This window comes from Tenacibaculum sp. MEBiC06402 (assembly GCF_049239625.1).
Lineage (GTDB): Bacteria > Bacteroidota > Bacteroidia > Flavobacteriales > Flavobacteriaceae > Polaribacter.
In genome coordinates this window covers 1-995 of record NZ_JBMKKT010000047.1, presented here as the reverse complement: position 1 = coordinate 995, position 995 = coordinate 1, and the positions used below count along the sequence as shown (strand labels likewise).

Below are 995 nucleotides of genomic sequence, written 5' to 3'. Positions count from 1 at the left end.
CGTCCTTTTCCCGCAAAAAATCATACACAAATACGTTGGCAGTAATACCTGAATGAAAAAGACTCTTTATATTTTACTTTTATTTTTTTGTCAGACAACTACAAGTCAAACTACGGAATCTGAAAAAGTATTTTGGGATTTAATAGACTATAAGCTGTATCCTGATAAATATTCTGATGTTGGATATCTTGATAAAGTAGATTTCGGTATGTTAAAGTATCAACTATCCAAAATTAAAAAAGACACAAATCTCAGATATTTCGATAATAGGGTAAAGAAAAATGACAGTATAATATTGTCTCTAGAAGAAAAAGAATATTTAATATCTGAATTAAATTCATCCGAAAACTACTCTTGGAATCTAGCTAAAAAAAAGAATCTTATCAAAGTTGAGAGAGAAAATATATTGGAATTTCTAAAAGCAGATAAAAATCGTGAACTGAAAATCATATCGAAACCAATTTTTATAAGAAAAGGGAAAGTTGCCTGCGTTTTTAGTGTTCATCTATGTTGTGGAGATATATATGGTTATGTAAGCATAGCACTTTATAAAAGAATGAATGGAAAATGGGAACGTTGGATTCCACTATCTGAAGGTGCTTTCTAAAAAAAAGTACTACAGCCAACAAGGTGTATAATTAATTGCGGATGAATTTCCTCACCGGAAATTCAATCTTATTAATTATCTTTCCGCAACATCGGAAAAGACCTCGCGTCCTTTTACCGCAAAAAATCATACACAAATACGTTAGCAAACACTGTCGAAAATGATGTATAGTTTTCTTGTTGATTAATAAAAAGTCAGTTTCAAAATTTTGGTTTTTAATAGCAATTCCAGTTCTATCCTTTTTTCAGAGAACTAAACGTTTTATCTGTCAGCTAATTTGCTCGCTTCTCTCCTATTTGATTGTCGGTTCTTAGTTTCTCTTTGAAACTTTTTTGTTTGATTCCGATAACTCCGCTTATTTATAACTTCTAAAAAGAACCTTTTTGAG

General features: G+C 30.6%; 1 protein-coding gene. It reads left to right on the top strand.

Annotated features, from left to right (window positions below):
* Positions 1 to 52 precede the first annotated feature (52 nt).
* On the top strand, positions 53 to 607 hold the full coding sequence (locus ACOSP6_RS00390) for a hypothetical protein (RefSeq protein WP_422092331.1): 555 nt from the start codon (positions 53 to 55) through the stop codon (positions 605 to 607).
* Positions 608 to 995: the final 388 nt, after the last annotated feature.

Coding starts and splice junctions, on each gene's coding strand:
- ACOSP6_RS00390 (WP_422092331.1), top strand. CDS start 53: ATGAAAAAGACTCTTTATATTTTACTTTTATTTTTTTGTCAGACAACT.